The 21,036-nt window shown below is 78.1% G+C and carries 16 protein-coding genes, 1 tRNA gene and 1 pseudogene; 8 read left to right on the plus strand and 10 right to left on the minus strand.

Going from position 1 to position 21,036, the window contains the following annotated elements; all coding sequences use genetic code 11:
* Positions 1–104: 104 nt before the first annotated feature.
* Both ACYQBY_RS05360 and ACYQBY_RS05365 read left to right on the plus strand, forming a co-directional pair.
* Complete coding sequence (locus ACYQBY_RS05360; protein WP_459643119.1) at positions 105–386, plus strand: WhiB family transcriptional regulator; 282 nt, start codon at positions 105–107, stop codon at positions 384–386.
* A gap of 80 nt (positions 387–466) precedes the next feature.
* Positions 467–649 carry a hypothetical protein gene (locus ACYQBY_RS05365; RefSeq protein WP_459642792.1) on the plus strand — a complete coding sequence of 61 codons (183 nt, stop codon included), beginning with the start codon at positions 467–469 and terminating at the stop codon, positions 647–649.
* Between the two features lie 236 nt (positions 650–885).
* Here the strand turns inward: ACYQBY_RS05365 and ACYQBY_RS05370 are convergent, their stop codons facing one another.
* Both ACYQBY_RS05370 and ACYQBY_RS05375 read right to left on the minus strand, forming a co-directional pair.
* Positions 886–2,013, minus strand: coding sequence for a hypothetical protein (locus ACYQBY_RS05370; protein ID WP_459642793.1), 1,128 nt, complete (start codon positions 2,011–2,013; stop codon positions 886–888).
* Positions 2,014–2,145: 132 nt separating this feature from the next.
* Positions 2,146–2,301, minus strand: a complete 156-nt coding sequence (locus ACYQBY_RS05375) for a DUF5679 domain-containing protein (protein ID WP_459642794.1) — start codon at positions 2,299–2,301, stop codon at positions 2,146–2,148.
* 237 nt (positions 2,302–2,538) lie between these two features.
* Between ACYQBY_RS05375 and ACYQBY_RS05380 the strand changes: the two are divergent.
* Positions 2,539–2,994: pseudogene (locus ACYQBY_RS05380) on the plus strand (M48 metallopeptidase family protein); the annotation flags it as partial.
* 253 nt (positions 2,995–3,247) lie between these two features.
* On the opposite strand, the gene ACYQBY_RS05385 reads toward ACYQBY_RS05380, so the two are convergent.
* Together ACYQBY_RS05385 and ACYQBY_RS05390 are read right to left on the minus strand one after the other, a co-directional pair.
* Positions 3,248–3,802, minus strand: a complete 555-nt coding sequence (locus tag ACYQBY_RS05385) for an NUDIX hydrolase (protein WP_459642795.1) — start codon at positions 3,800–3,802, stop codon at positions 3,248–3,250.
* Positions 3,803–3,807: 5 nt separating this feature from the next.
* The gene (locus tag ACYQBY_RS05390) at positions 3,808–5,415 is read right to left on the minus strand and encodes a zinc-dependent metalloprotease (protein ID WP_459642796.1); all 1,608 of its coding nucleotides are present in this window, start codon (positions 5,413–5,415) and stop codon (positions 3,808–3,810) included.
* 174 nt (positions 5,416–5,589) lie between these two features.
* Between ACYQBY_RS05390 and ACYQBY_RS05395 the strand changes: the two genes are divergently transcribed.
* Positions 5,590–6,639 carry a YlbL family protein gene (locus ACYQBY_RS05395; protein WP_459642797.1) on the plus strand — a complete coding sequence of 350 codons (1,050 nt, stop codon included), beginning with the start codon at positions 5,590–5,592 and terminating at the stop codon, positions 6,637–6,639.
* 25 nt (positions 6,640–6,664) lie between these two features.
* On the opposite strand, the gene ACYQBY_RS05400 is transcribed toward ACYQBY_RS05395, so the two are convergent.
* Positions 6,665–7,246 (minus strand): PPA1309 family protein, encoded by a 582-nt coding sequence (locus tag ACYQBY_RS05400; RefSeq protein ID WP_459642798.1) that lies wholly within the window; start codon positions 7,244–7,246, stop codon positions 6,665–6,667.
* 169 nt (positions 7,247–7,415) lie between these two features.
* On the opposite strand from ACYQBY_RS05400, the gene ACYQBY_RS05405 reads away from it, so the two are divergent.
* The 4 genes from ACYQBY_RS05405 to ACYQBY_RS05420 all read left to right on the plus strand — a co-directional run bounded on the left by ACYQBY_RS05405 (position 7,416) and on the right by ACYQBY_RS05420 (position 13,372).
* Positions 7,416–10,481 (plus strand): UPF0182 family membrane protein, encoded by a 3,066-nt coding sequence (locus tag ACYQBY_RS05405; protein WP_459642799.1) that lies wholly within the window; start codon positions 7,416–7,418, stop codon positions 10,479–10,481.
* 113 nt (positions 10,482–10,594) lie between these two features.
* Positions 10,595–10,671, plus strand: a tRNA-Met gene (locus tag ACYQBY_RS05410).
* A 149-nt stretch (positions 10,672–10,820) separates the two neighbouring features.
* Positions 10,821–11,726, plus strand: coding sequence for an ABC transporter ATP-binding protein (locus tag ACYQBY_RS05415; protein WP_459642800.1), 906 nt, complete (start codon positions 10,821–10,823; stop codon positions 11,724–11,726).
* On the plus strand, positions 11,723–13,372 hold the full coding sequence (locus ACYQBY_RS05420; protein WP_459642801.1) for a polyketide antibiotic transporter: 1,650 nt from the start codon (positions 11,723–11,725) through the stop codon (positions 13,370–13,372). The genes ACYQBY_RS05415 and ACYQBY_RS05420 overlap by 4 nt, the downstream gene beginning before the upstream one ends.
* Positions 13,373–13,382: 10 nt before the next feature.
* Here ACYQBY_RS05420 and ACYQBY_RS05425 read toward each other — a convergent pair whose 3' ends face one another.
* Genes ACYQBY_RS05425 through ACYQBY_RS05445 form a run of 5 tightly spaced genes read right to left on the minus strand, consistent with a single transcriptional unit; the run spans position 13,383 to position 20,983 of the window.
* On the minus strand, positions 13,383–14,549 hold the full coding sequence (locus ACYQBY_RS05425; RefSeq protein WP_459643120.1) for a VWA domain-containing protein: 1,167 nt from the start codon (positions 14,547–14,549) through the stop codon (positions 13,383–13,385).
* Positions 14,550–14,605: 56 nt separating this feature from the next.
* The gene (locus ACYQBY_RS05430; protein WP_459642802.1) at positions 14,606–16,936 is read right to left on the minus strand and encodes a DUF5682 family protein; all 2,331 of its coding nucleotides are present in this window, start codon (positions 16,934–16,936) and stop codon (positions 14,606–14,608) included.
* A complete protein-coding gene (locus ACYQBY_RS05435) occupies positions 16,933–18,042 on the minus strand; it encodes an ATP-binding protein (RefSeq protein ID WP_459642803.1) in 1,110 nt (369 codons plus the stop codon). The genes ACYQBY_RS05430 and ACYQBY_RS05435 overlap by 4 nt, the downstream gene beginning before the upstream one ends.
* Positions 18,039–19,655 (minus strand): DUF5691 domain-containing protein, encoded by a 1,617-nt coding sequence (locus ACYQBY_RS05440; protein WP_459642804.1) that lies wholly within the window; start codon positions 19,653–19,655, stop codon positions 18,039–18,041. The genes ACYQBY_RS05435 and ACYQBY_RS05440 overlap by 4 nt, the downstream gene beginning before the upstream one ends.
* Positions 19,652–20,983 carry an SWIM zinc finger family protein gene (locus tag ACYQBY_RS05445; RefSeq protein ID WP_459642805.1) on the minus strand — a complete coding sequence of 444 codons (1,332 nt, stop codon included), beginning with the start codon at positions 20,981–20,983 and terminating at the stop codon, positions 19,652–19,654. Before ACYQBY_RS05445 ends, ACYQBY_RS05440 begins: the two co-directional genes overlap by 4 nt.
* Positions 20,984–21,036 lie beyond the last annotated feature (53 nt).

A 21,036-nucleotide genomic window follows, 5' to 3' on the forward strand; every position in this document is an offset into this window, starting at 1 on the left:
CCTCCGCGCAGCACCCGACCGCACCCGGCACCACCCGGACGAGCGCCCGTCCGGACCTCGGTGCACAGACCCAGCAGGAGGTGAGCGGCATGCCGCTCGTGGCGATGCTCGACCTGGCCCCGCCCGAGGAGGCCACCCGGACCCGCACCACCGCCACGGACCTGCCGTGCCGTCGCTTCGACGCCGAGCTCTGGTTCGCCGAGTCCCCGGCGGACGTGGAGCGCGCCAAGGCGCTCTGCGGCGACTGCCCCCTGCGGGCGCAGTGCCTCGAGGGTGCGGTGGCCCGGCGCGAGCCGTGGGGCGTGTGGGGCGGTGAGCTCCTCATCGCCGGCGTCGTGGTCCCGCGCAAGCGCCCCCGGGGCCGTCCCCGCAAGGTCGCCGCCTGAGCTCCACCAGGCACGGCAACGCAGTTCTTCCCGGTTCCGACCAGCAGCGGGCGAGCGCCCGCAGGACACAGGAGTTCCCGATGTACTCGATCCACACGCACCTCGTCGCCGACCGCGCGCTCGAGGAGGAGCGTTTCGCCCGCGCCAGGCTCGCCCGTGCGCTACGCGCCCAGCGCCGCGCCCGGTCCGCGGCCAGACGCGCCGAGCGGGCCGCGTCCAGGCTCGCCGAAGCCGAACGGAGATTACGCCTCGTCGAGGTCTGATCCGTTGCGGCGCAGGTGATCGGCCTGCCCGAGTCCGCCCATCTCCGGGTTTCGGCGCGCCATCCGGCCCGCGGTGCGCCGAAACCCGGAGATGGGCGGGAATCCGCCGTCCGTGGTGCGCCGGAACCCGGAGATGGGCGGGAACCCGCCGCCCGCGGTGCGCCGGAACCCGGAGATGGGCGGGAACCCGCCGTCCGCGGTGCGCCGGAACCCGGAGACGGGCGGGCTCGCACGCGTCAGCCCGCCGGGGCCGCCACCGGCAGTTCCGCGCAGCCGCACTCCGGGTGCACCGGCCACGGCCGGGCCCGCACCACGCCCTCCGGGACGAGGAGTTCCAGCGTCGTCCCGGCCGAGCTGACCGGCGCGCCGTCGAGGTGGGCGAGGACCTGCAGGGCCGCCAGCCCCGCCGCGGCCGTCGCCGTCGCCGTCTCCTCACCCCCCGCCCGCTGGGCCGCGGCGGCGAGGACCTGCGTCAGCACGTGCGGCCAGCCGGGATCCCCGTCGGTGCGGTGCAGGTCCAGGCAGCGCAGGCACGGCGTCCGGCCGGGCAGCACGAGCGGCCCGACGAGCACGTCGGTGTCGCGCACGACCACCGACAGGTGCGGCGTCCCGTCCGCCAGGAGGGCGTCGGCGGCGGAGGAGTCGGCGGCGCCGCTGTGCACCAGGACCACCAGGTCCGCTCCGGCGCCGTCCGCGCCCGGGCCGGTCCCGTCCGCGACGGGCGCGGGCCGGGCACGCCGCACCGCCTGCCCGGCGGCGGCGCCGCGGGTGGCGCCGGTGTCCTGCTCCGCGAGCGCGACCGGTGCCACGTCCCCGGGGCCGGCGGGGGCCCGGTCCACCACGAGCACGTCCCCCACCCCGCACGCCGCGAGCGTCGTCGCGATCCCCGCACCGGTGCGCCCGCCGCCGACGACGGCGACCCGCCGCCCGCGCCGGGAGGTGAAGCGCAGCACCGGGTCCGGTCCCGCCGGGTGCGCGGCGGCCCAGACCTCCGCGTCGGGCGCCCAGCGGGCCGCCTCGCCGGGGAGCAGGTCCGCCGGTGCGGGGCCGCCCGGGCGGGCCGCCGCGGCGCGGTCGAGGGCCGGGGACAGAACCCCGCCGTCGCGCAGCACCGACAGCAGGCCGCCCGCCGCGCGGGACCGCGGACGCGGCGGCGGTGTGCCGGGGAGGGCGCAGGGGACGTCGTGGCGCTGCACCAGCTCGCCCAGGGCGGCGGTCTCGGCCGGGCCGAGCCCGGCGAGGCGGAGGCTGGAGCGGGGGCTGGTGCCGAGCTGCACGCTGCCGTCGGGCCGCCAGCTCACCACCAGCCCGGGGCGCAGGGAGTGCTGCTGGGGCGCCCGCGCGGGCGTCCGGGGGGTGCTCACTGCTGGCTCCTTCCCGTCGGTGGACGGGAAGCCTGTCAGCGGCGGCGCGCCGCCCCGCCGGGCCGTCCACAGGGGAGCGGGCCGGGGGTCGGGGTGGGGCGCCGCGCGGGGCGCCTGCGTGGGCGCCCCGGATCAGGCCTTGCCGAGGATGCGGTTGAGGTTCGTGCCGCACACCGGGCACTGGCCCTTGGCCATGCGGCGCCCGTTCGTCTCCACGACGTCGCCCTCGGCCTCGCGCTTCTCCTTGCACTTCACGCAGTAGAACTCGCCCTTGTACGTCTCGGCCATCTCGTGCTCCTCGCTCTCGCCGTCTGGGTCGACGGGTCCTCACGGCCGGATCACCGTCGGCACCGGCCCGGTCACATTAGCGAAGCGGCACGCTCCGGGCCTGCGGACGTGCCCGGGGCGGTGCGGGGAACCCCTCCGGCGGGCGCCGGGGCGCAGGTGCGGGCACGCTGCCGGAGCGGGCGCCCGGGTTCCGGGCGGCGCGCAGGGTAGCGTACGTGCGTGGACGAGGGTGTGGAGGTGCGTCGCAGCCGCCGGCGCAGCCGCACGGTGTCCGCCTACCGCGACGGCGGGCGGACCGTCGTGCTCATCCCCGCCCGGTTCACGGTGTCGGAGGAGCAGCTCTGGGTCGGGCGGATGCTGGACCGGCTGGCGGCCGCGGACCGCCGGCGGCGGCCGGTGGACGAGGAGCTCGCGGCCCGCGCGTCGGAGCTCTCGCGCCGCTACCTCGACGGTCGTGCCCGCCCGCGCAGCGTCGCGTGGGTCGACAACCAGCAGACCCGCTGGGGTTCGTGCACGCCGGGTGACGGCACCATCCGGCTCTCCAGCCGCCTGCAGGGGATGCCCGGGTGGGTGCTGGACTACGTGATCCTGCACGAGCTGGCGCACCTGCTCGTCCCGGCGCACGGCCCGGCGTTCTGGGCGCTGCTGGAGGGCTACCCCCGCACGGAGCGGGCGCGCGGCTTCCTGCTGGGCATCGACTTCCGGACCGGGGAGGGCGGCCGGGGCGCGCCCGGGGAGGGCGGGGAGCAGGGCGCGGACGCCGAGGGGGGGCTCGCCGACGACGTGACCGACGGCGAGGACGACGAGGTGACCAACGGCGGGGACGACGAGGTCACCGGCGGCCAGGTGCCCGGCCAGGTGACGGCCGAGGTCGCCGACGGGGGGCCCCTCACCGGTCACGACCTCGACGCGGCGCCCACCCGGGCGGGAGCGGCGCCCCCGCGCCTCAGGTACCGCTGACGGCCGCCGCGGCCAGCGCCACGATCTCCTCCACGCCCGGCGCCAGGTCCGCCGGCAGCCGCGCCACGTCCCACCACGCCACCTCGAGGGACTCGGAGCTGACCGACGGGGCCCGCTCCTCGGCCACCACCAGGTGCTGCACGTCCAGGTGCCAGTCGACCTCCGCCGGCCGGCACGGCGCGCGGTGGCGGGAGAGCACCAGCGGCTCCGCCGTGACGGCGCCGCTCAGGCCCGTCTCCTCCAGCAGCTCCCGGGCGGCGGCGCCCGCGAGGGTCTCGTCGCCCTCCTCCAGGTGACCGCCGGGCTGCACCCACATCCGCAGGCGCCGGTGCAGGACCAGGCAGGTGCGGCGCCCGTCCGGCGTCACCAGCAGCGCCGAGGCCGTCAGGTGGGCGGGCGCCGCGCCGCGCGTCAGCAGGGCGGGGCCGACCGTGTCCAGCAGCGACGTCCACGCCAGGCGCTCGAAGCGCTCCTGCGGGCAGCGCCCGGGGGACGCCGCCAGCCGGGCGCGGGTGTCGGCGACGAGGTGCGCGGGTGGCACCCAGCTCACGGGAGGGCCGGGCCGTCCGGCCGCCCCCCGTCCCCGTCCTGCCCGTCCTCCCCGCGCGCGTCGCCCTCCTGCTCGAGCCTGTCCCGCGCGTCCTCGTCGGTCAGCAGCTGCGCGAGGGCGGCGTCCATGGCGTCGCCCTGCGGCGCGCTCGACGTGCCCGTCTGGCGGGAGACGAAGCCCTCCGCCGCGGCGAGGTCCTCCGCCGTGGGCAGCAGGTCCGGGTGCTGCCACACCGCGTCGCGGGCGTCCCGCCCGCCGCGCTCCTCCAGCAGCGCCCACAGGGCCGCCGCCTCCCGGGCCCGGCGCGGGCGCAGCTCCAGCCCCACGAGCACCCCGAGGGCGTGCTCGGCGGGTCCGCCGCTGGCGCGGCGGCGGCGCATCGTCTCCCGCAGGGCGGGGGCGTGCGGCAGGGCGCGGCGGGCCGCGAGGTCCACGACGTGGTCCACCCAGCCCTCCACCAGCGCCAGCGCCGACTCCAGCCGGTCCAGGGCCACCTGCTGCTCCGGGGTGTTCTCCGGCTCGAAGACCCCCGAGGACAGGGCCTCCTGCAGCGACTCGGGGTTGGCCGGGTCGATGTCCTTGGCGGCCTCGGTGATGCGCTCGACGTCCACGCGGATGCCGCGGGCGAAGGCCTCCACCGAGCCCAGCAGGTGCGACCGCAGCCACGGCACGTGCGCGAACAGGCGGTTGTGGGCCGCCTCGCGCAGCGCGATGTAGCGGCGCACCTCGTCGAGGGGCACCTCCAGGCCGTCGGCGAACGCCGCGAGGTTCGCGGGCAGCAGTGCCGCCCGGCCCGCGGGGGCCAGGGGCAGGCCGATGTCGGTGGAGCCGAGGACCTCCCCGGACAGGGCCCCGACCGCCTGCCCGAGCTGCATGCCGAACACCCCGCCGCCGACCTGGCGCAGCATGCCGCTGGCCGAGCCGATCATGGCGGCGAGCTCCGGGGGCGCCTGGGAGGTGAGGGCGTCGGCCATCGCCGTGGAGATCGAGACGGCCACCGGCTCGACGAGCCGGCTCCACACCGGCATGGTCCGCTCGATCCACTCCGCGCGGCTCCACGACTCGGTGCTCGTGCCCGCCGCGGCGAAGTCGGTGACGCCGTCCAGCCACAGGTCCGCGACGCGCAGCGCGTCCTCCACGGCCCTGCGGTCCGCCGCGCCGGGGGAGGGGTCGCCCTGGCCGGCGGCCGCCTGGCGGGCGATGTCGCGCGCCAGCTCCCAGTTCACCGGGCCGTCGCCGGAGGAGGCGAGGAAGCGCTGCAGCTGCGCCAGCACCTGGCCCATCGCCGCCGGGTCCATCGGCGCGCCGCCGAAACCGGGCAGGCCCGGGGGCATCCCACCCGGCAGCCCGCCGGGGAAGACGCTGTTCAGCAGGTTCGGGTCGAAGCCGCCGCCCCCGCCGAGGAGGGGGCCGAGGAGGTCCTCCAGGGGGTTGTCCCCGCCGGCGGGGCGGGGGGGCGGGGTGCTGCCGCCGGGGCCGAAGCCGGTCTGGTGGAACCCGCGCCGCTCCGGCTCACCGCCGGGCTGCTCGCGGTCGCCGCCGCCGGGCTGCTCCCGCTCGCCGTCGCCGAGGTCGTCCTTCTCGTCGTCGCGCCGCTCGTCCACGCCAGGCCTCCGTTGCTCGCCGTCGTCCGCTCAACCGCCGACGGGTCCCCCCGGTTCCCGCCCGTGCCGCACGTGCCGTCTCCCGACCATGATGACGGCTGCACCCGCCGCGTGGGCACGGGGTCCGGGGCGGGCCGCGGGAGCGCGCCCGCCCCGCCACCCTAGGCTGCCGGGATGGACGCAGCGCGGGCGCCGCGGGGGGAGCTCCTCGCCGGGTCCGCCCTCGCGCTGGCCGCGCTCGTCGCCGTGACGTCCCTGCTGCCGGTGCCGTACGCCTCCCTCAGCCCGGGCTCGGCGTTCGACACCCTCGGGGAGCGCGACGGCAAGCCGCTGCTGCGCGTCACCGGGATGCCGACCTACCCGACGTCGGGGTCGCTGGACATGACGACGGTGTCGGTGGCGGGGGGACCGGGCACGGACCTGACGGTCCCGGAGCTGCTCGTGGCGTGGGCGGACCCCGACACCTCCGTCTTCCGGCGCGAGGACCTCTACCCGCCGCAGCAGACCGAGGCCGAGGCCGAGGCGGAGGGCGAGGCGGAGATGACGTCCTCGCAGGAGGCGGCGAAGGTCGCGGCGCTGCGGGAGCTGGGCGTGGAGGTGGCGCAGGCGCCGACCGTGGCCGACCCGGGACCGGCGGCGGGCAGCGGCCTGCGCGCGGGCGACCGCGTCACGGCGGTCGGCGGGGTGCCGGTGCGCGAGGCGGAGGAGCTGCGGGCGCAGGTGCGCCGGGCCGGCGCGGACGCGGAGCTGCGGCTGACCGTGGAGCGCGACGGCCGCGCCGAGGAGGTGGCCCTGCGCACGCGCGCGGGGGAGGACGGCACGCCGCGCCTCGGCATCACCCTGTCCCCCTACGACCTGCCGGTGGACGTGGACTTCTCCCTCGCCGACGTCATCGGCCCGAGCGCGGGGATGGTGTTCGCCCTCGCCATCGTGGACGAGCTGACGCCGGGGTCCCTGACGGGCGGGGAGCACGTCGCCGGCACGGGCTCGATCACGCCGGACGGGCGGGTGGGGGTCATCGGGGGGCTGCGCCAGAAGCTCGTCGGCGCCCGGGAGGCGGGGGCGGAGTGGTTCCTCGCCCCCGCCGAGGAGTGCGCCGAGGTGCGCGGGCTCGTCCCCGAGGGGCTGCGCCTGGTGCCGGTGCGGACCCTGCACGAGGCGCGCCTGGCGGTGGAGGCGCTGGCGGCCGGGCGGGTGGCCGACCTGCCGACCTGCCCGGGCTGAGCGCGGGGCCCGCCCCGGTGCCGTGTCAGTCGCCGAGGGTCGCCTGCAGGGCGGCGACGAGGCCGGGCACCAGGTCTGCGCCCGTGGCGACGTCGGTGTCCCGGTCCCTGGACCGGCTGCGCACCACGCACTCGTGCCGGCCGTCGCGCAGGACGCCCACCGCGATGCGCACGTCCTCGGCGGCGGGGTGGGCGGCGAGCGCCTCCAGGCGCGCGTCGTCCTCGGCGGGGGTGCTGGCGCGGACCTCGGCCTCGGCGTCCGGCGGGAGGAGGACCTTCTCGACGACGACGGCGGCACCGTCCACCGCGGGGGGCCAGGAGAGCCCGCCGAGGAAGCCGTCGAGGTCGCCGACCGGCGGCAGGTCGTCCTGCTCCACGGAGGTCAGGTGGCCGGGGTCGGCCTCGGCGGCCTCGACGACGTCGGCGGGCAGCCGGTCGGCGAGGGCGGGGTCGCGGCGGATCGCCTCGGCGGTGCGCACGAGGGCGAAGAGGCGGACGGGGGAGCCCCAGCCGTTCCCGGCGACGTGCCGCTCGATCTCGGCGACGGTCTGCCACAGCGCCCCGGTGGGGGGCGAGAGGAAGGTCGGTGCGGGACGGGGATCGATCACGACGGCATGGTGGCACGGCGGGGGAGTCGCCTCCGTCCACCCAGCGTGAAGATCTCGCAACGGTGGGGCACCGGGCAGGGGCCCGGCGGGCGCCGGTCGCGAGATGTGACGATATGAATACGTCTCGTCCTGGCGGGCACTCGCCCGGCGGCTTGTAAGTTCGTGTGTCGTGAGCTTCGAGTCGCGCGGGCCCTCCTCCCGCCCCGTCCTGCGGCGGCGCCGCCGCGGGCCCCTGGTCCCCACCGTCGCCGTGGTCGCAGGCGTCCTGATCGCCGCCGTCGTGGGGACCAGGATCCTCACCGACGTCTGGTGGTTCGACCAGCTCGGCTTCCTGCAGGTGTTCACCAAGCGCGTCTGGCTGCAGATCGGGCTCTTCCTGGCCGGCGGTGCGCTCATGGCGGCCGCGGTGGGCGTCACCCTCACCCTCGCCTACCGCGCCCGGCCCATCTACGCTCCCATCTCCACCGAGCAGGCGGGCCTCGACCGCTACCGCGAGTCCCTGGAGCCGCTGCGCCGGCTGGTGACCCTGGTGCTGTCCCTGGCCGCGGCGCTGTTCGGCGCCACCGTGGCCAGCGCCCAGTGGCAGACGGCGCTGCTGTGGTGGAACCGGCAGCCGTGGGGGCAGGCCGACCCGCAGTTCCAGCTGGACTACGGCTTCTACGTCTTCACCCTGCCCTGGCTGCGCTTCGTCGTCGGCTTCCTCAGCGCCGCGGTGGTCCTGGCCGGCATCGCCGCCCTGGCCACCCACTACCTCTACGGGGGCCTGCGGCTGTCCGGCGGGGGGCCGCGCACGACCCGCGAGGCCCGCGTCCACCTGGCCCTGCTGGGTGCCGCGTTCCTGCTGATGCGCGGGGTCGGCTACTGGCTGGACCGCTACCAGCTCATGACCGACGAGTCGGCCAACGTCTCCATCCGCGGCGTCGGCGTCGTGGGCCCGACGTTCACCGACGTCAACGCCGTCCTGCCCGCCAAGGCCATCCTGACGGTGGCGTCCATCTTCGTGGCGGTCCTCTTCATCGCCACGGCCGCGGGCGCCTCCTGGCGGCTGCCGGCCGTCGGCACCTCCCTGCTCGTCGTCTCCGCGGTCGCCGTCGGCGGCATCTACCCCGCCGCGGTGCAGCGCTTCCGCGTGCAGCCGAGCGCCGCCACCGTCGAGGCCGAGTTCCTCACCAAGAACATCAACGCCACGAGAGCGGCGTACGACATCGCCGACACCGACGTGCGCGAGTACGCGGCGACGACGGACGCCACCGCGGGACAGCTGCGCCAGGACGCCGAGACGATCCCCGGCATCCGCCTCCTCGACCCCGCCCTGGTCAGCCCCGCCTACCGCCAGCTCCAGCAGCAGCGGCCCTACTACGCCTTCCCCGACGCCCTCGACGTCGACCGCTACCAGGTGGGCGAGGACGTCCGCGACACCGTCATCGCGCCCCGCGAGGTGTCCCTGGACGGCCTGAACCCCAGCCAGCGCACCTGGCTGAACGACCACACCGTCTACACCCACGGCTACGGGATGGTCGCTGCCTACGGCAACGAGCGCACCCCCGACGGCCGGCCGGTCTTCTTCGAGCAGGGCCTGCCCTCGGACAACACGGCCGCCCAGCCGCTGCTCGGCGAGTACGAGCCGCGCATCTACTTCGGCGAGCAGTCCCCGGCGTACTCGATCGTCGGCGCCCCCCGGGGTACCAACCCGACGGAGCTGGACTACCCGAACAACTCCCCGGAGGGCTACGCCCGCAACACCTATGCCGGGGACGGCGGGGTGCCCATGGGCTCCTTCGTGCGCCGCGCCGCGTACGCCGTGAAGTTCGCGGACCAGAACCTGCTGCTCTCGGACCGGGTCAACCCCGCCTCGCGCATCATGTACGACCGGTCCCCGCGCGAGCGGGTGGAGAAGGTCGCCCCGTGGCTCATCCCCGACGGCGACCCGTACGCGGCCGTCGTGGACGGCCGCATCGTGTGGATCATCGACGGGTACACGACCACCTCGTACTACCCGTACTCCGCCACCACGGAGCTGGGCACGGTCACCCGCGACGCCCGGACCGGTACCGCCCAGAGCGTGCAGGCGCTGCAGCGCCGGACGGTCAACTACGTGCGCAACTCCGTCAAGGCGACGGTCGACGCCTACGACGGCAAGGTGACGCTGTACGCCTGGGAGGAGGACGAGCCGGTCCTGAAGGCCTGGCGCCAGGCGTTCCCCGGCTCGGTCAAGCCGCTGTCGGAGATCAGCGGCGAGCTGATGTCGCACCTGCGCTACCCGCAGGACATGTTCAAGGTCCAGCGCGACGTGCTCGGCCGCTACCACGTCACGGACCCGCAGTCCTTCTACACCCAGCAGGACTTCTGGCAGGTCCCCAACGACCCGACGCCGGTGGGCGGGCAGGCGATCGCGCCCGAGCCGCCGTACTTCCTGACGCTGAAGATGCCCGGCCAGGAGGAGCAGTCCTTCAGCCTCACCTCCACGTACATCCCGCGGCAGACGGGCGCGAACGTGCGCAACGTCCTGACGGGGTACGTGGCGGTGGAGGCCGACGCCGGCGACGAGGACGGCCGCAAGCGCGAGGGGTACGGCACGCTGCGCCTGCTGCAGCTGCCGCGGCAGACGACCGTCGCGGGCCCGGGGCAGGTGCAGGCGACGATCAACTCCAACCCGACCGTGGCCGAGCAGCTCCGCCTGCTCGGGCAGGGCGAGTCGGAGGTCCTCTACGGCAACCTGCTCACCCTCCCGGTGGGCGGCGGCCTGCTGTACGTGGAGCCGATCTACGGCCAGAGCCGCACCGGCACCACGTACCCGCAGCTGCGCCGCGTCGTCGCGGTCTTCGGCGACCGGGTGGGCTTCGCCGAGACGCTGGACGCCGCGCTCGACCAGGTGTTCGGCGGTGACGCCGGCGCGGCGGCCGGGGACTCCGGCGGCGCGCCGGCCCCGGGTGGCGCACCGGACGCCCCGGCTCCGGCCGCCACCGCGCAGGTCGAGCTGGACCGGGCGCTGCAGGAGGCCCGGCAGGCGATCCAGGCCAGCGCCGACGCGCTGCGGGCGAACGACTTCGCCGCCTACGGGCGGGCACAGGAGTCGCTGCGCGCCGCGGTGGACCGGGCGATCGCCGCCGAGCAGCGGATCGAGCAGGAGTCGTCCGCGGCGCCCGCGCCGTCCGCCCCGCCCTCGGCGCCGGCCGCCTCACCTCCGGCACCGACGTCGACGGTCGCCTCGCCTGCGCCGCCGGCCACCCCTTGACCGGTGCCTCCCGCGGGGCCGCAGGGCCCCGCGGGAGGACGGTGCGGGAGGTGCGGTGGGGGGCGATTTGGTCCCTCGTTCGCCATGACGTAGTCTTATGCCTGTCAACGCGACGCGGGGTGGAGCAGCTCGGTAGCTCGCTGGGCTCATAACCCAGAGGCCGCAGGTTCAAATCCTGCCCCCGCTACCAGATCGACGAAGGCCCGGACCACACGGTCCGGGCCTTCGTCGTGTCCGGGTACTCGTGCGCGCGGCCCCGCAGGAGTAGCGTTCCCGCCAGGTGCGCCGGGAAGCCTGGTCGGCAGTCCGTGATGACCCACGACCGCCAGAGGTGCCGCGATGACCGCCGCCGACCACACCCAGCCCGCCGTCCGCGCCGACGGCCTCACCAAGCGGTACGGCCGCACGCTGGCCGTCGACTCCCTCGACCTGCACCTCGCCCCCGGTGAGGTGTTCGGCTTCCTCGGCCCCAACGGTGCGGGCAAGTCCACGACGCTGAGGATGCTGCTCGGCCTCGTGCGGCCGAGCGCCGGGACCGCCTCCGTGTTCGGGATCCCCGTCGCGGACGTCGCCGCCCACCGCCACCTCGCCTCCGTGCCCGCGGACGTGGCGCTGTGGCCGGACCTGACCGGTGCGGAGGTGCTGGAGCTGCTGGGAAACCTCGGCCCGGGCACCGACCGCGCCCACCGCGCCGAGCTGGTCGAGCGGTTCGGCCTGCGCCCCGACCGGCCGTGCCGCACGTACTCCACCGGCAACCGGCAGAAGGTGGCCCTCGTCGCCGCCTTCGCCACCCGGGCACCCCTGCTCGTCCTCGACGAGCCCACGAGCGGGCTCGACCCGCTGGTGGGCCGGGAGTTCCGCAGGTGCGTCACCGAGGCCGCGGAGCGGGGCCAGGCGGTGCTGCTCAGCTCCCACGTCCTCGCGGAGGTGGAGGCCGTCTGCTCGCGGGTCGGCATCCTGCGGGCCGGGCGGCTCGTGCAGGTCGCCGAGCTCGCCACCCTGCGCCGCATGCGCCGCAGCGAGATCACGCTCACCTTCGCCGGGGACGTCCCGGCCGGCCTGGCGTCCGTGCCCGGGGTGCGGGACGTGCGCCCGGAGGGTCCCGGGCGCGTCGGCCTCACCCTCGCCGGGCCACCCGCACCGCTGCTGCGGGCCGTCGCGGGTGAGGACGTCGTCCACCTCGACGTGCGCGAGCCGTCCCTGGAGGAGATCTTCCTCGGCTGCTACGGGCAGGAGGCGCGATGACCTCCGTGCCGCGGACGGCCCCGCGGACGCTCCCCGGCAGGGCCGCCCCCTCCCGCGCCGCGGACCCGCGCCGCGCCGTCACCTCCCTGCTCGTGCGGCAGTGGCGCCGCGGGACCCTCACCGTCGCCGCCGTCGTCGCCGTCCTGCCCGCGGTGACCGTCGTGCAGTACCGCGGCGCCGTGGCCGGCTCCCTGGATCCCGGCGCTCTGCGGGCCCTCTCCCTCAACCCGGCGGTGCGCGTCCTGTTCGGGGAGCCGCTGGCCCTGGAGGACCCGGGAGGTTTCACCGTGTGGCGCACCGGCCTGTTCACGGCGGCCCTCGTGGCCTCCTGGGCCCTGCTGGCCACCGTGCGCACCACCCGCGGGGAGGAGGAGGCCGGACGCTGGGAGCTGCTGCTGTCGGGTGCCCTGACCCGCCGCGCCCTGCTGGCCCGCGTCCTCCTCGTCGCAGCCTGCGCGCAGCTGCTCGTCGGGGCCTGCCTCGGCGCGGCACTCCTCCTGGCCGGCGCCCGCGCCCCCGGGGCGCTGCTGCACGGGGCGGCCACCTGCGGGGTCGGGCTGGTCGCCGCGGGCGCCGGTGCCCTGTGCGCGCAGCTCCTGCCCGACCGGCGCCGCGCGGCGGGACTGGGCGGGGCGCTGCTGCTGGTGTCGCTGCTGACGCGCATGGCGGCGGACGGGGCGGCGGCGCTGGACCCGCTGCGCTGGCTCGGGCCGTTCGGCATCGCGGGACGGACCCGGCCGTTCGCGGTCGACGACCCACGTCCTCTGCCCGTCCTGCTCGCGCTGGCGGTCGTGCTCGCCGGGTGCGCCCTGGCCGTGGCGGGCCGCCGCGACCTCGGCTCCGGCGTGCTCCCCGCGCAGGAGGGCCGGGCGCCGCGACGGGTGCTGCTGGGCTCCGCGGGGCGGTTCCTGCTGCGGCAGGGCCTGCCCGGCTGGGCGGGGTGGGCCGCGGCCGTGGGCGCCTACTACCTCCTGGTCGGCCTGCTCGCGGTCTCGGTGACCGACCTGCTGCGGGAGAACCCCGTCTTCGCCGAGGCCGCCGGCCGGGCCGGGTTCACCGGGCTCGGCAGCGCGGAGGGTTACGCGGCGGCGACGTTCACCCTGCTCGCCGTGCCGCTGGGCCTGTACGCCACCACCCGGGTGTCCGCCCTGGCCGCCGACGAGAGCGCCGGCCGCCTCGTGCTGCTGCTGTCCCGGCCCGTCCCGCGCCGGCGCCTCCTCGCCGCGCTCGCGGCGCAGGCCGTCCTGGCAGCCGCCGCGCTGGCCGTCGTCGCGGGCACCGCCACGTGGGCGGGCACGGCGCTCGCCGGGGCGGGGCTGTCCTGGGGTGCGGCGCTGGCGGGCACCCTCAACGTCGTGCCGGTGGCGGCGGTCTCCCTGGGCGCGGCGGTGCTCGCCCTCGGCGTGGCCCCCCGGCTGGTCGTGCCGGCCGGCGCGCTGCCCGCCGTGGGCGGGTTCCTGCTGCTCGTGCTCTCCGAGAGCCTCGGCTGGCCGGGCGCCGTGCGCTCGCTGTCCCCGTTCGCGCACCTGGCCACCGTCCCGGTGCAGGACTGGGACGCGCCCGGTGCGGCGGTGCTGCTCGTCGTGGCGGCGGCGCTCACCGCCGCCGGTGTCGCCGGGTACGGGCGCCGCGACGTGCGGGCGTGAGCCCGGCCCCTCAGCCGCGCCGCGCGGGCGTGCCCAGGGTGCTCTCCGCCCACGCCGCGACGTCCCCGCGGGCCAGGGCCACCGCGAGCAGCCCGGGGAAGGCGTCGGGCGTGCACGCGAAGGCCGGCACGCCGAGGCCCGCCAGCGCCGCGGCGTTGTCCCGGTCGAACGCCGGGGCGCCGGAGTCCGACAGCGCCAGCAGCACCACGACCTGCACCCCCGCGGCCGTCATCGACGCCACCCGCCGCAGCATCTCCTCGCGCACCCCGCCCTCGTAGAGGTCGCTGACGAGCACGAACAGGGTCTCCGCGGGCCGGGTCACGAGGGACTGGCAGTACGCGAGGGCGCGGTTGATGTCGGTGCCCCCGCCGAGCTGGGTGCCGAACAGCACGTCCACCGGGTCCGCCAGGTGCGCCGTGAGGTCCACGACCTCCGTGTCGAACACCACCAGCGACGTGCGCAGCGACCGCATGGACGCCAGCACCGCCCCGAACACCGAGGCGTACACCACCGACTCCGCCATCGACCCGGACTGGTCGACCGCCACCACCACGTCGCGCGCGACGCTCCGCTGCCGGCGGCCGCGGCCGACGAGGCGCTCGGGGACGACCGTGCGGTGCTCCGGGAGGTAGTGGGCCAGGTTCGCCCGGATCGTCCGGTCCAGGTCGAGGTCCCGCAGTTTCGGCCGCGAGGTGCGCGCCGCCCGGTCCAGCGCCCCGCCCACCGCTGCGCGCGTCCGGTCGGCGATGCGCCGCTCCACCTCCGCCACGACCTTCGCCACCACCTCGCGGGCGGTGGCCCGGGTCCGCTCCGGCAGCACCCGGTTCAGGGACAGCAGGGTGCCCACGAGGGAGACGTCGGGCTCCACGGAGCGCAGCAGCTCCGGCTCCAGCAGCAACCGGGTCAGGTTCAGCCGCTCCAGGGCGTCGCGCTGCATGACCTGCACGACGGACGTGGGGAAGTACGTGCGGATGTCGCCGAGCCAGCGCGCCACCCGCGGCGCCGAGGCGCCCAGCCCGCCGCCGCGCCGGCCCCCCGCCTCCCCGGCCTCGTCGTACAGGGCCGCCAGGGCGCCGTCCACCGCCGCCGCCTCGCCCTCCAGGGCCACCCCCAGCGGCCCGGCGGCCGGTGCACCCAGCAGCAGCCGCCAGCGCCGCAGCCGCTCGGCCTCCGGCACCCCGCCGCCCGCCGGGACCCCCTGCGCGCCGGCCCCTTCCGCGGGGTCCCCGGTGCTCACGCGCCCACCCCCAGCAGCAGCGCCGCCGTGCGCACCGCGGGCGCGGCGCGCTCGTCGTCCACGGCACGGCACGACCCGGCCCCGGGGCGGGCGGGACCGCGCCGCACGGCTTCGGCGACGGTGCGGCGCTCGGCGGGGGAGAAACCCCCGAACGTGCGCCGCAGCAGCGGCAGGACGTCGAGGAACTCCCGCTGCCCCAGGCCCGCGAGCCACCCGTCGAGCATCGCGAGCAGCTCGCCGTCGTGCACCAGGACCGTGCCCCCGCCGCCGGCGAGGAAACCCTCCACCCAGCCGGCCGCCGCGGGGGCGGGGGTTCCGCGCGAGAGGGCGAACGCCAGGCGCCGTGCCGCCTCCTCCGCCTCCAGCGACCCGCCGTCGCGCAGCAGCCGCACCAGCCGCCCGGCCAGGACCCCGTGCAGGTCGCTGCGCGCGGCGAGGCCGGTGAGGGTGGCGGTCCACAACCGCGTCGCGGCGGCGTCGTCGAGCAGGACCACCGCGTCGTGCACGCCGTCCACGGCCGTGCGCAGGGCGCGCGCGGCGTCGTCGTCCAGCGAGGTGGCGGCCGCGGGCAGCACCGCGCAGATCCGCGCCAGCAGCGCGTCGCCCACCCGCGCCAGGTCCCCGGCGCCGGTGCCGCGCACGTCGGAGTAGCGCCGGGCCCGCACCAGCGGGGGCAGGGCCGTCATCAGGTGCGCGGCGTCCGGGTCGGCGGCGGCGCGGCCGTCCAGGGCGTGCAGGACGGCGCCGAGGGCCCCCGGCAGGTCCGCCAGGAGGCAGCGCTCGGCGAGGCGGGTGAGCTCCGGCAGCGCCCCGGCCCCGGCGAGATCCGCGGCGCGGGCGGTGGCCGCCGCCTCCACGGTGGTGCCCCACACCGAGGCCTCGACCACCGACACCGACACCTCCGGCTGCCACGCCAGCGACCACGCCTCCCGGAACGTGCCCGAGCCGCGGGCGCGGGCCGGTGCCGGGGCGGCCCAGCCGATGCCCAGCAGCACCAGCCGGTGCAGGAACCGGGAGCGCGCCAGGTCCGCCTCCCGGCGCAGGTCCAGCTCCAGGGTGCGCTGCAACGGGTCCAGCTTCAGCCGCAGCGCGCGGGCGGTGGCGCGCAGGTCCGCGTCCAGCGGCACGGTCGGCGCCTGCGGCGGGACGCGGCCCAGGGCCTCGCCGACGACCAGCCGGTCCGTCACCAGGGCCAGGGCGGTCGCGTCGCCGTCGCACAGCACCGCGCGGGTGGCGTCGGTGACCTCCGCCAGCCCGGCCAGGGGGCGCCCGCGCAGGACCGCGAGGGCCTCGGCGAGGCGGACGGCCTCGATGACGGAGGCGCTGGAGACGGGCAGGTCCTCGGCGCGCAGGACGCCCGCCACCGCCGTCATCCACCGCACGACGGGCCGGTCCGGGGCGGTGAACAGGTGCCGGTACCAGCCCGGGGAGGTGATCCCGGCGCCGTAGCCGGAGGCCGACCTCAGCCGCGAGTGCGTCCACGGCACCCACGTCAGCGCCACCTTCCGCTTCGGCAGGCCCCGCAGCAGGCGGGTGTCGGCGGCGGCGGGCGGCAGCGGGGCCGCCAGCGCGGGGGCGTGCCAGGCACCGCAGACGACGGCGACGCGGCGGGCCCCGGCGCGCAGGGCGGCGCGCAGCACCTGGCGCATGTGCGCCTCGCGCCGCTCCTCGTGCTCCTGCTCCCGCTCCGGCAGGGCGCCGGCGTGCTCGCGGACGGCGGCCATGGCCTCCGCGAGGACCGCGAAGGGGGCGGGGCCCTCGAGGCGGGACTCCACCACGTCGTCCCACCAGCGCTCGGGGTCGTCGTAGCCGCCGGCGGCCGCCAGGGCCGCGACGGGGTCGGTGCGCAGCAGGTGCGCCTGGTCACCAGCCGCGCCCTCCCCGCCGGGTGCGATGTCCTCGCCGCCGGGTGCGGTGTCCACACCCGGTGCCGTGTCCTCCCCGGGAGGTGCCGTGCGGGCGGCGAGGACCGCGGCGGCGGGCAGGTCGCAGAACCGCACCGGCACCGAGTGCTCGGCGGCCCACCGCAGCGCCTGCCACTCGGGGGAGAACACCGCGAGGGGCCAGAACGCGCTCACCGCCGGCTCCCCGACGGCGTACGCCAGCAGCGCCACCGGTGGCTCCATCCCCTCCGCCCCCGCCAGCGCCAGCAGCGGGTCGGCGTCCGCCGGGCCCTCCACGAGGACCACGTCCGGCCGCAGCGCCTCCAGCGCGGCCACCACCGCCCGGGCGGAGCCGGGACCGTGGTGGCGCACCCCGCAGACCTGCACCACCGGCGCGTCCGCCCCCACCGGCGCGTCCGCCTCCGCCGGGGTGTCCGCCGTCATCCGGTGACCGCCCGGCACGCGCGGTAGAAGTCCGCCCAGCCGTCGCGCTCCCGGGCGACGGCCTCCAGGTACTCCACCCACACCACCCGGTCCGCCACGGGGTCCTTCACCACCGCGCCGACGATGCCCGCGGCCACGTCGGCCGCGCGCAGCTCCCCGTCGCCGAAGTGCGCGGCCAGCGCCAGCCCGTGCGTGACCACCGAGATCGCCTCGGCCGTGGACAGGGTTCCCGACGGCGACTTCAGCGCGGTGCGCCCGTCGAGGGTCGCGCCGGAGCGCAGCTCCCGGAAGACGGTGACGACGCGGCGGATCTCCTCCAGGGCGGCGGGCACGTCCGGCAGCTCCAGCGCCGCGCCGAGCTGCTCGACCCGCCGGGAGACGATCTGCACCTCCTCCTCCGCCGTGGCGGGCAGCGGCAGCACGACCGTGTTGAACCGCCTGCGCAGCGCGGAGGACAGCTCGTTGACCCCGCGGTCGCGGTCGTTGGCGGTGGCGATGACGTTGAAACCCCTGGCGGCCTGCACCTCCGTGCCCAGCTCCGGCACCGGCAGCGACTTCTCCGACAGGACCGTGATGAGGGCGTCCTGCACGTCCGAGGGGATGCGCGTCAGCTCCTCCACCCGCGCGATCTGCGCCTGCTGCATCGCCACCATCACGGGGGAGGGCACGAGCGCCGCCGCGCTGGGTCCCTCCGCGAGCAGCCGCGCGTAGTTCCACCCGTAGCGGATCGACTCCTCCGCCGTGCCGGAGGTGCCCTGCACCACGAGGGTGGAGCGCCCGCAGACCGCCGCGGCGAGGTGCTCGGCGACCCACGTCTTCGCGGTGCCCGGCACCCCGAGCAGCAGCAGCGCGCGGTCCGTGGCGAGGGTGGCCACGGCGACCTCCACGAGCCGGCGCGGGCCGACGTACTTGGGCGTGACCACCGTCCCGTCGGGCAGGGTGCCGCCGAGGAGGTAGGTGACGACGGCCGCCGGGGAGAGCCGCCACGCCGGCGGGCGGGGCCGCTCGTCCGCCGCCGCCAGGGCGCTCAGCTCGGCGGCGAACAGCTGCTCGGCGTGGGGGCGGAGCAGCTCGGCGCCCGGCGGGGTGGCGTTCTCGGTGGTCAACGGAGCTCCTCGTGCAGGTGGCGGCGGAACGTGAGGGTGTCGGCGGCGGCGGCGACGTCGGGGGCCAGGGGCGCGCCCTCGGGCAGGGCGGCGAGGACCTCGCGCAGGTCGACCTCGGTGCCCTCGTCGCAGGGCAGGCGCAGCCCCGCCAGGTGCACCACGGGCCGGTCGTACCAGACGGCGGCGCGGCGCACCCGGCGCAGCCACGCCAGCAGCGCCCCGGCCAGGGGCCGCGGCCAGGGCGCCGGGCAGCCGGAGAGGACCTCCAGGACCTCCGCGGCGGGTGGGCCGGAGCCGCGGGGGTCCCGGCCGTCGTCCGCGGCCAGGACCGCTTCCGCGCCCGCGGCCCGCTCGGCCTCCGGCAGCACGTGGGTGAGGCCGATGCGGTGGCGGGTGCCGACCAGGGGCAGCAGGGCGCGCGCCCACGCGGCGTTGTGCTGGGTCCGCGCCGCCTCCGCCCACGCCTCCCGCAGCACCGGGCCCAGGTCCCCCGCGACGGGCAGCGCGAGGACCTGCTCCGGCGCCAGCGCGAGGGCCTCCTCCCAGCACGCCAGCGGGGCCGAGGCGAGCAGGTGCCGCAGCTGCCACTGCCGGGCGCCGGTCCCCGGTGGGGTGGGCGGGACGCCCAGGGCCCGCGCGCCGGCGGCGTCGAGGTCGGGCAGCGTCACGGCGAGCGCGGGGCCCGTCGCCCCCGGTGCGGGTGTGACGTGCCGCAGCGCCACCTCGGCCGCCCGCCGGCCGTGGGTGCTGCCGGGCAGGGCGGTCAGCAGCGCCGCCGCGCACGTGCGGACCGCGGCGCGGCGGTCGCCCAGGGCGCGCTCGAGCAGCGGCTCGTCGTCCGGGCCGAGCCCGTCGGCCAGCAGCGGCAGCAGCGCCTCCCGGTCCTCCCCGCCCTCCGCCGCCCAGGTCGCGGCCAGCGCCTCGCGTCCGGTGCGGGGGTCGCGGGCGCGCACCGCCTCCAGCCACGCGCGCCGCTCGGCGGGGGCGCCGTGCAGCCAGACGGGGTCCTGCGCCGTCCGGGCCGCCGCGCCCTCCCCGGGCCCCGGTGCGCCGTCCTCCCCGGCGGGCCCGCCGGGAGCACCCGGCACGTGCCGGGCGAGGGCGGTGGCCCACGCGGGCCGGGCCGCGGCCAGCCACCGGCCGCGCTCCCCGGCGACGGCCGCGACGCGCGCCGCCGTCGAGCGGGAGCGGGTGGCCACCTCCAGCAGGTCCGGCAGCAGCGCGGGCGGTGCGAGCAGGCCCGCCGCGGCGGCGGTGTCCAGCCACAGCGCCAGCAGGGCGGCGCCGTCCTCGGTGGAGGCGCGCGGCAGCAGCCCGGCGAGGCGGGCGGCGGCCGCGGGCCCGGCCACGCGCCGCGTCTCCGCCCCGGCGGGCGCGACGGGGTGCTGCCCGTGCAGCGGCACCGCCCCGGCCCGCTCCCGCACGGTGGCGAGGGCGGCGGCGCCCAGCAGCCGGGCGGCGGGGTCCTCCCCGGGCAGCGCCGCGGCGGGATCCGCGAGGGAACCGGGCAGCGCACCGAGGTCCACCGGGCGGCGCGCGGTGCCGAGCAGCGCCGCGCCCACGAGGGCGTCCAGACCCGGCGCGGCCCCCGCGGCGTCGGCGTCGGCGCTCACAGCGTCACCAGCCCGTGCCCGGTCAGGGCCGAGAGGGGACGCAGGCCCGCGGGGGTCAGCTCGGCCACCACGGTCGTGGGCGCACCCCCGGAGACGGCCAGCAGGTGCCAGGGCTCGGCCCCCGGCGCCAGGGGCAGGGCCTCGCCCGCGGCGTCGAGGAGGCTGCCCGGCACCCCGCCCGGGACCGCCGCGGCGGGCACCACCCCCGTCAGGACCACGGGCCACGCCGTCAGCCACGGGTCCGCCGCGAGGGCGCGCGCCCAGGAGTCCAGGGCCTCGCGCACGCCGCCGCCGGGGACGTGCCCCAGCGGGCCGGGCTCGCCGGAGCGCGCGCCGACCACGGCCCGGGGCGCCGCGCCGGGCCAGGGGTGCAGCTCGGCCTCCACCGCGGTCCCGGGCACGAGGGAGGCGTCCAGCGGCTGCCCGGGCGGGGCGAAGGACAGCACGAGGGCGGGCCGGCCGCTGCGCTCGCCCACGAGCACGACGCGGCGGGCCACGAGCCGCTCCTCCGCGGTGTCGTGCAGGGACAGCACGTTCCAGCGGTCCCGCATGCCCTCCCCGGCCAGGACCTCTTCGGTGCGGCGGGGGTAGCCGATGCGGGTGCGGACGGTCTCGGCGAGGTCCTGCGGCAGGGCGTCCAGCCGGGCGTGGCCCGCCGTCAGCAGGTGCAGCAGCGCGTACTCCGCCAGCAGGCGCGAGGGCCAGCCCTCCCCGGAGGCGGCGACCCCCGCCAGCCGGCGCACCGAGCCGGCCAGCGCGGGGGCCTGCGCGTCGACCAGGCGCGCCGCGACGGCGTCGACCTCCCCGTAGCCGCCGCGGTCGGCGCCGGCCAGGCCCGCCCTGACCCGGTCGCGCAGCCAGCGCTCCAGGTCCGCCACGCCCGCCCCGATCCGCCCGGCGCGCTGCCGCGCCCGCTTCTCGGCGCCCGCCCGCTCCGCCTCCGTCCAGGCCTGCTCGGCGCCCGCCCTCGCCTGCTGTGCCCGCTCGGCGCGACCGGCACGCTCGGCGAGCCAGGAGGCGGCGAAGTCCGCCGGTGCGTCGGCGTCCGGGACCCCGCCGGCCGCCCACAGCAGCAGCAGCGCCAGGGCGTGCTTGCAGGGGAACTTCCGGCTCGGGCAGGAACACCGGTACGCGGGGCCGCCGAGGTCCACGACGGTCTGGTACGGCGTCGCGCCGCTGCCCGCGCACAGCCCCCACACGGCCGCCGGTTCGCTGCTCGCACCGGTGGCGGACCAGGGGGAGGGGGCGGCGAGCCGGCGCGCCGCCGCGGCCGACGGCGCGTCCGGGGCCAGGGCGAGCACCTGCTCCGGAGCCCAGCGCTGCGACACGTCCAGCACGCTAGCGGCGGGTGCCGACAGGAGGCCGCCGGAACGGGCGCGCG

This window comes from Kineococcus anabasis, assembly GCF_054590795.1.

Excerpts from the sequence above, each read along its gene's own strand:
- ACYQBY_RS05415 (WP_459642800.1), top strand. The coding sequence starts at position 10,821 with ATGACCGCCGCCGACCACACCCAGCCCGCCGTCCGCGCCGACGGCCTC.
- ACYQBY_RS05375 (WP_459642794.1), bottom strand. The coding sequence starts at position 2,301 with ATGGCCGAGACGTACAAGGGCGAGTTCTACTGCGTGAAGTGCAAGGAG.
- ACYQBY_RS05365 (WP_459642792.1), top strand. The coding sequence starts at position 467 with ATGTACTCGATCCACACGCACCTCGTCGCCGACCGCGCGCTCGAGGAG.
- ACYQBY_RS05360 (WP_459643119.1), top strand. The coding sequence starts at position 105 with ATGCTCGACCTGGCCCCGCCCGAGGAGGCCACCCGGACCCGCACCACC.
- ACYQBY_RS05430 (WP_459642802.1), bottom strand. The coding sequence starts at position 16,936 with ATGACGGCGGACACCCCGGCGGAGGCGGACGCGCCGGTGGGGGCGGAC.
- ACYQBY_RS05420 (WP_459642801.1), top strand. The coding sequence starts at position 11,723 with ATGACCTCCGTGCCGCGGACGGCCCCGCGGACGCTCCCCGGCAGGGCC.
- ACYQBY_RS05395 (WP_459642797.1), top strand. The coding sequence starts at position 5,590 with ATGGACGCAGCGCGGGCGCCGCGGGGGGAGCTCCTCGCCGGGTCCGCC.